At 72.7% G+C, this 6,839-nt stretch carries 5 protein-coding genes and 1 pseudogene; 2 read left to right on the forward strand and 4 right to left on the reverse strand.

All coding sequences use genetic code 11. The features are described from left to right. The first annotated feature begins 350 nt into the window (after window positions 1-350). The gene (locus FPZ41_RS11835) at window positions 351-1,496 is read left to right on the forward strand and encodes an alpha/beta fold hydrolase (protein WP_152861805.1); all 1,146 of its coding nucleotides are present in this window, start codon (window positions 351-353) and stop codon (window positions 1,494-1,496) included. A 170-nt stretch (window positions 1,497-1,666) separates the two neighbouring features. Continuing rightward, on the forward strand, window positions 1,667-1,870 hold the full coding sequence (locus FPZ41_RS11840) for a hypothetical protein (RefSeq protein WP_322620115.1): 204 nt from the start codon (window positions 1,667-1,669) through the stop codon (window positions 1,868-1,870). Between the two features lie 40 nt (window positions 1,871-1,910). On the opposite strand, the gene FPZ41_RS11845 is transcribed toward FPZ41_RS11840, so the two are convergent. The 4 genes and pseudogenes from FPZ41_RS11845 to FPZ41_RS11860 all read right to left on the reverse strand — a co-directional run. Continuing rightward, a complete protein-coding gene (locus tag FPZ41_RS11845; RefSeq protein ID WP_194236068.1) occupies window positions 1,911-4,940 on the reverse strand; it encodes an AfsR/SARP family transcriptional regulator in 3,030 nt (1,009 codons plus the stop codon). 38 nt (window positions 4,941-4,978) lie between these two features. Then, complete coding sequence (locus FPZ41_RS11850) at window positions 4,979-6,013, reverse strand: AfsA-related hotdog domain-containing protein (RefSeq protein ID WP_152861809.1); 1,035 nt, start codon at window positions 6,011-6,013, stop codon at window positions 4,979-4,981. A gap of 210 nt (window positions 6,014-6,223) precedes the next feature. After that, the gene (gene fdxA / locus FPZ41_RS11855; RefSeq protein ID WP_152861811.1) at window positions 6,224-6,544 is read right to left on the reverse strand and encodes a ferredoxin; all 321 of its coding nucleotides are present in this window, start codon (window positions 6,542-6,544) and stop codon (window positions 6,224-6,226) included. An 84-nt stretch (window positions 6,545-6,628) separates the two neighbouring features. Further along, a pseudogene (locus FPZ41_RS11860) lies at window positions 6,629-6,839 on the reverse strand (2-oxoacid:ferredoxin oxidoreductase subunit beta); the annotation flags it as partial.

Consider the following 6,839-nt stretch of genomic DNA (forward strand, 5'->3'; position numbering starts at 1 on the left):
GCAGCATCGGTTCAGAGGCGGGGCGCCCTGCCGGGGGACGTCCCCCGCTCCCGGAGGGCGCCCCGTCTCCCCCTCGTACGACCTGACAGTCCGCCCCGCAGCCGGTACGACCAGGAAGGCCTCCGAGCCCTCCGGGCCGCATCCCCCGGCGGTAGTGGCCCTCGCCTCCCGGAGGAGACGGAGAACAGCCGTGACTCCGCTCCCCCACCTGAAGAGAGGGGGGCTTCCGACCCGAAGGTTGCGGTCCAGCCCGAACCGATCCCTTTCGGGACAGAAGGAAAATATCACAGGCCAGGGAAGTGATTCCCCCACCGGCTGAAGCTGCCGGTGGTCCCCTCACCAGGAGACTGATGGACCACCTCGGAGAGCTGAAGGAATTCGCACAACTGCACGCCCGTGGCCAGGGGATCAGCGAACGCCAGGTCGCGGCCGTACTGCCCCGGATCACCAACGACGAGCCGGGACACCCCGAGTCCTGGGCGCGGGTGTGGACCGCCGAGGCCGACCGGCTGGCCTCCGCGGGCCGCCCGCTCGACGCCTGTCGCCGCTACGCCCTCGCCCGCTTCCCGTACCACGGCGACGACGACCGCAGGGAGGCCCAGGACAACTGCGTGCGGTCCTTCGACGAATGGCGGCGCCGGCGCGGCATCGACCGCATGGTCCTCAACCACCCGGACGGCACCTTCGCCTGCTGGGCGAGCGGACTCGACGCCCGTCGGCCACGGCCGCTGGTCCTGATCATGGGAGGCATCGTCAGCGTCAAGGAGCAGTGGGCGCCCCTCCTGCCCCGGCTCGCCCGCCTCGGTTACGCGGCGGTCGCCACCGAGATGCCCGGCGTCGGCGAGAACACCCTGCGCTACCACGCCGACTCCTGGCGGCTGCTGCCCTTCCTGCTCGATCAACTGGCCGGGCGCGCCCGGGTGACCCGCACCTCCGTCCTCGGCCTCAGCTTCAGCGGCCACCTCGCGCTGCGTGCCGCGGCCGAGGACGCGCGCATCCACAGCATCCACACCGTCGGCGCCCCGGTGGGCGGGTTCTTCACCGACTCCGACTGGTGGCCCCAGGTGCCCGGCATCACCGTCGACACGCTGTGCCGGCTCACCGGGGCGCCCGACCACGACGAACTGCGGGCGCGGCTGAAGGACTTCGCGCTCGCCCCGGAGGTACTGCGCGCCGTCGACGTTCCGGTCGCGTACGTGGTCAGCTCCCGGGACGAGATCATCCCTCCCACGGAACGTCAGCTGCTCGGCTCCCTGCTGCCCCACGTGCGCTTCAAGGAGTTCGACGACGTCCACGGTTCGCCGGCGCACCTGGGCGCCATGCGGAAGTGGCTGATCGGGTCGCTGCTGCGGGCCCGGTTCACGAACAGGGCCGGCCGGACCACGAGCCCGGCCGGCCCGTCCGGTCGGATCGCCGCCGGACACACGGGCGCCACCGGACACACAGGCGCCACCGAGGCCGGAGGGCACCCGCCGCGGGTGCCCTCCGCCGAGTGAACGACCACCTTCGCGCGTACGTCCCCGTGCCCGCTCCCGGCGCGTCCCCTCGCAACACCTACCCAAAGGTGGCTGCCATGCCTCTCATGTCCCCTGTGCCGTCTGTGTCGTCAGTGCCGTCCGTGTCGTCGTCTGTGTCGTCCGTGGCCTCGTTGGCCCCGGTGGCCTCCGTGAAGACCCTCCCTTCCCCGGCCCCGGTGTTCGCGCCCTGGCGCGACACGACGCCGAGTCAGGCGCTGCCGTGGCGTTCCCTGGCGTCGCTGGGCCTCGAACCCGACGCGGGAGCCCGGCGTGCCGCTCCCGCTGCCGGTGGGTACCGGGGCGCACCGGACGTCGTCGAGTCCGCGCCGGTCCCGTCCCGCACCGAGGCCTGACCCGTGGCCCCTGCCTCGCGGGCCACGGGTTGACGCGACGTCAGGCGGCGCCCGCCCGGGTGAGGGAGGGGGCGGGGGCGGCCGTTCCGATGAGCCACATGCCCGGCCGGACCTCGACCGCGTGGGCGGTGTGGGCGGGGCGGCGGGGAGCGTCCGACGTCAGGCGGGCCGCGGTGCGGCGGATGTACTCCGCCCAGCGGCGGTCCCCGAGCCGTTCCGCGGCGCGCCGGCACTGCGCCAGCTGACGCATCGCCGCCTCCTTGCGGCCCTGCCGCAGGTTGACCAGGGCCAGCCCGTTCAGCGCCGCCACGACGCCCCGCGAGTCCCCTCCCGCCGAACACAGGGCCAGAGCCCGCCCGTACCGCCGTGCCGCGGCCCCCAGGCGGCCCTGGCCGAGCAGGATGTCCGCCACACCGATACGGCAGCGCGCCGCCCCGATCCGGTCACCGGCCAGCTTGAAGGCGTGCTGGGCGTCGGTGTAGTGCCGCACCGCCCGGTCGGCCTCGCGACGCTGCCAGGCGAGGTCGCCCAGCGAGTACCGGATCACGGCCTCCGCCTCGGTGTCGCCGGCCCGCAGTGCTGCGTTCAGCGCGAGGCGATGGGTCTCCTCCCAGTCCTCCCAGGCGGCGCAGGCGTGGAAGTACCCCTCGGCGGCCCCCGCGAGCTGCCACACCAGGGGCCAGAGTCCGGCCGCGTGCGTCTGCCGCACCATCTCCACCAGTCCTGTGGCCTCCTCGCGGAACCAGCGCAGAGGGTTGGCCCCGACGATCCTCTCGGCGTCCGGCTCCATACCCGTGGGTGTGGGGGCGGGTGCGGGTGTGGGCGCGGGTTCGAGGGAGGTTCTCCAGTCCCTCCCGGGTGTGAGCCGCCGGTCCGCGTGGCGGGCCAGGGTCGCGTAGGTCCGGCCCAGCCGTTCGACGGTGTCCCGTCGCGTGCGGGCGCTGTCCGCCTCCCCGTCGACCAGGTCCGTGGCCAGCACCCGCAGCAGCGAGTGGAAGGCGTAGCGGACCGTGTGTCCGTCGGTACGGGCCTCCAGCAGCTGGGCCCGTACGAGCTCCTCGGCCGTCTCCTCCGCCACCGAACGGTCCGTGTCCAGCAGGGCCGCGGCGGTCCACACCCCGAAGTCGGGGGCCGGGGCCAGGGCCAGCAGCCGGAACGCCCGCTGCAGCGCCGGGCCGACCTCCTGATACCCCGTCATCAGGCTGGACCGGAGGTCGAGGTCGCCCTCGCGCAGGACGCCGAGCCGGGTCCGCTCGTCGCGCAGGCGCCCCGCGAGCGCGGCGGGCGTGGTGTGGGGGCGTGCCGTGAGGGCCGCCGCCGCCACCCGCAGCGCCAGCGGGAAGCAGCCGCACAGCCGGGCGATCTCGGCGACCGCCACCGGATCCTGCGCCATCCGCTCGCCTCCCGCGGCGAGCAGGAGTTCCACGGCCTCGTCCGGCCGTACCGCGTCCAGCAGCAGATGCTCCGCGCCGTCGAGCGCGGCGGCACTGCGGCGACTGGTGAGGATCACCGCGCAGTCCGCGGCGGCCTGGAGCAGCGGCCGTATCTGTTCCACCGACGCCGCGTCGTCCAGGACGAGCAGCAGCCGCCGCCCGTGCAGGGCCCGCCGCAGCCGGTCCGTCACCTCCTCGGGATCGGTCGGCGGGGCGCCCGGCGTGTCGTCACCGAGGCGGCGCAACAGGGTCGCCCCGGCCTGTGCGGCGCTCAGGGGGCGGCCCTGCGGTCCGCGCAGCCGCATCATCAGCTGACCGTCCGGGAACAGGTCGGCGACCCGGTGGGCGAGTTGCAGCGCCAGCGAGGTCTTGCCCACGCCGGCCGACCCGGACACGGCCAGCACCCGCACCGGCCGGCGCCCGGCGCTTCCTCGCAACGCACGTTCCCCGCGGGCCAGTTCCTCGTGGCGGCCGACGAATCCGGGTGTCACGGCGGGCAGTACCGGGGCCGGACCGGGGACGAGCAGCGGCCTGCCCCCTTCCTGCCCGGTGTGCCCGGCCTGCCGCGCCTGCTCGGTCTGTGTGGTCTGTGCGGTCGCGCGCCGGGAAGCCTCCGGGCCGCGCGCGGTGCTGCCGCCGTCCCGGCCCGCGCCGTTCGCATTCGTACCGGGATCAGCATCCGTACCGGTGGCAGCACCGGTACGGATGCCGGTACCGGCATCCGTACCGGGTGCAGTGCTCGTACCGGCCGTGTCCCGAAGAGGTTGCCAGTCCAGTGACGGATCCCGGCGCAGGACGCGTTCGTGCAGCCGGGCGAGGGCGGGGCTCGGCTCGACGCCGAGCTCCTCCACGAGGGAGCGGCGCAACTTGCCGTACACCCGCAGGGCGTCGGATCCGCGGCCTGTCCGGTACAGCGCCACCATGAGGTGCGCGTGGAGGGTCTCCCGCAGGGGGTGCTCGTTGGCGAGGGCCAGCAGTTCACCGGCGAGTTCCTGGTGACGGCCCAGCCGCAGATCGGCGATGATCCGCTGTTCCAGGACCTCCATCCGCAGTTCGTCGAGGCGGATGGCGGCGGACTCCAGCCGTACGCCGTGCGGGATTCCCGACAGGGCGGGTCCCGTCCACAGGGCGAGCGCGTCGTGCAGCAGCCGGGAGGCGTGGCCGAAGTCCCCCTCCTGATACGCCGTACGGCCCTCGGTCCGCAGCCGTTCGAAGCGGGGCAGGTCGAACTCCCCCTCGGGAACCTGCAGGAGGTAGCCGGGCGCCCGGGTCAGCAGCTCGCCGGCGGACCCCCTGTCACGTCTACGCGCGTCAATACGCAGTTCATTTCTACGCGCGTCACTTCTACGCGCGTCAATACGCTGTTCACTTCTACGCGCGTCACGTTTGTCGATGCCGTCACCGCCGTCGCCTTCGTCTCTTCCGTCGGCGAGCACCTTGCGCAGCTGGGACACGTACACCTGGAGCGTGGTGGTGGCCGTACGCGGCGGTTCCGTCCCCCACAGTTCGTCGATCAGGCTGTGCACCGGGACCACTTCGCCGGCGTGCACCAGGAGGGTGGCGAGCAGTGCGCGTGGTTTCGCCGCGGACGGAGTGCGGGGCGACAGGCTCACCGGCCCCAGTACCCGGAAACGCATCATGGGCTCCTTGATCATGGTGGCGCGAGGGGGGTCGGTCAGCAGTCCTGGAGCAGGACGGTGGAGGCGGTGCACAGAACCCGGCTGCCTTGGCTGAAGGCGAGCCGGGTGCGGACGGTGGGCCGTCCCGCGTCGTCGCGGACCGGATCCTGAGAGGTGACCGTGCAGGTCAGCGGAAGGTCGGCGTCCCCGAAACCGCGGAATGAAGCCCGCAACCGGGTCGTTACGGCGTGGGCGGGCCGCAGCCCGTGCTGTTCCGCGGCGACGAGCAGCGAGGCCTGCCGGGACGCCTCCAGGAACACCGGACCGGGGACGTGGTCCTCGGGCCCGGCCCCGAAGATCTCGTGTCCGGGCTCCGGGGTCACGGGCAGCACGAACTCCCCGTGGGTGACCCGCAGGGGCGGACCCACGAGGACGTTCCGCGGACTGCCGCGCCCGACCAGTTCGGGCCGCACGGCGCGCTGTTCCGTCTTGGCCGCCCCACCCAGGGATGCAGGGGACAGCGGGCGCCGTTGCGCCGGTATGGCGTTCAGGAGGCTCTCCTGGCGGCCGTGCTCGCGGTGCGGCCGGTACACCTGAGGCGTCAGGAACTGCACCCGTGCGGAGGCGCTCCCGCAGCTGACGCCGTCGATCGCCACGCCGCTCCGGCAGTCGAGGCCACGCGGCACGCCGCCCACCACGTCCACGGGGGTCAGGGTGATGTCGAGCGTGATGTGGGCCGGTTGGCCGGTACGACGCCACGGGGCGAGGTCCAGGATGTCGAGCCCGCTGGAGACGAAGACCGCGGGGTGCTCGGGGGGAATCCGGAAGTACTGGTGGGCGACGAAGTGCGTGGCCTGGCACAGGGTCTCGGCGACGAAGAGCAGGTCGTGGAAGGTGTCCGGCCCGTCATTGAACGTCCCGTGCCGGCTCGGCAGCTCGGCGGAGAGCGCGAAGTGCTGCTCCACCGGCGCCGTGGCGTCCAGCAGGAAGCCCTCCGGGGTGTTGGGTCTGTGCAGTAGGTGCAGGGGCGCGGTGAGCCCTGTCGGGCGTTGCGCCGACGCTGTGGGCTGAGACGTGAGAGCGGTGTCCATAGTCAGCTCCTTCTGCGGTTCCCCCGTGGTGCGCGAGGCATGCGGTCGGCGCGCACAACGCCACAGGGCGGTGGCGGGATTCCGCCACCGCCTCCACGGTGTCTTGGACCACTGGTATCGGCCTGTATCTGGCCTGGAGCCGGACTGGACCGCAGCGGGAATCAGCTGCGCGCAGTCGGGTTTTGTGATGTACGACGCGTTCTGTGCACTCTACGCGGCCTGCTCCGCCAGCGCGGAGACCAGCGGATGGTCGCTGGGGAGCGGACCGGCCGCGCTCGCCCCGCCGGGCGACCCGAGGTCGGCGAACACCTCGGAGTCCGCCGTCCGGTACCCGCCCCACTCGTCCGGGAGGTCGTCGTCGTAGAAGATCGCCTCCACCGGGCAGACGGGTTCACAGGCGCCGCAGTCGACGCATTCGTCCGGCTGGATGTAGAGCTTCCTCGGCCCTTCGTAGATGCAGTCGACCGGGCACTCGTCGATGCAGGCCCGGTCCTTGACGTCGACACAGGGCTGCGCGATCACGTACGTCATGCTGTCCCTCTCCAGGGATGTGGCGGTATTCGGCGGTTTACTGCTGTCTATGGCGTATCAGGTGGATCGGGCGGAACGGGCGGATCAGCCGACGACCGTCCAGGTGTCCCCGCCGGTCAGCAGTGCTGTGAGGTCGCCCTTGCCGTTCTGTTCGATCGCGGTGTCCAGTTGTTCGGACATCTGGTGGTCGTAGACGGGCCGGTCGACGGAGCGGAGGACGCCGATGGGGGTGTGGTGCAGGGTGTCGGGGTCGGCCAGGCGGGAGAGGGCGAAGGCGGTGGTGGGGGAGGTGGCG

The organism is Streptomyces acidicola (assembly GCF_009377235.1).
GTDB lineage: Bacteria > Actinomycetota > Actinomycetes > Streptomycetales > Streptomycetaceae > Streptomyces > Streptomyces acidicola.

Excerpts from the sequence above, each read along its gene's own strand:
- FPZ41_RS11835 (WP_152861805.1), top strand. The coding sequence starts at position 351 with ATGGACCACCTCGGAGAGCTGAAGGAATTCGCACAACTGCACGCCCGT.
- FPZ41_RS11850 (WP_152861809.1), bottom strand. The coding sequence starts at position 6,013 with ATGGACACCGCTCTCACGTCTCAGCCCACAGCGTCGGCGCAACGCCCG.
- fdxA (WP_152861811.1), bottom strand. The coding sequence starts at position 6,544 with ATGACGTACGTGATCGCGCAGCCCTGTGTCGACGTCAAGGACCGGGCC.
- FPZ41_RS11845 (WP_194236068.1), bottom strand. The coding sequence starts at position 4,940 with ATGCGTTTCCGGGTACTGGGGCCGGTGAGCCTGTCGCCCCGCACTCCG.